This window comes from Acinetobacter sp. WCHAc060033 (assembly GCF_004209125.1).
GTDB classification, from domain to species: domain Bacteria; phylum Pseudomonadota; class Gammaproteobacteria; order Pseudomonadales; family Moraxellaceae; genus Acinetobacter; species Acinetobacter wuhouensis.
The window spans coordinates 1-284 of sequence record NZ_SGSW01000215.1; the positions used below are offsets into that span (position 1 = coordinate 1).

Genomic DNA, 284 nt, shown 5'->3' on the forward strand with positions numbered 1-284 from the left:
AATTTTTAAAAGTTGGTTTGCTAGGATTTAAACAATAAGCGATTACTGCCGACATAATATTCACCATAAAATTATTAACCGAACGGTGACGTGAATGATCTATTTGATGCAAATTTTTTAATTGATCATTCACTGTTTCTATCAAACCACGTCGTGATAATAATTGCTTCTCAAGTAATGTTTTTGAGTCTTTTTGCTTCATATTTTTCCGCGAAGGTGTCAATAATTTTAGCCCTCTTGCTATTAATGCTTCTTTTTTTGTTCTACTTAAATAACCCTTATCA

The 284-nt window shown here is 30.6% G+C and carries 1 protein-coding gene; it reads right to left on the minus strand.

What is annotated here, in order from left to right; all coding sequences use genetic code 11:
- A partial coding sequence (locus EXE10_RS21320) for a transposase (RefSeq protein ID WP_165383072.1) occupies positions 1-284 on the minus strand: 284 nt, incomplete at both ends.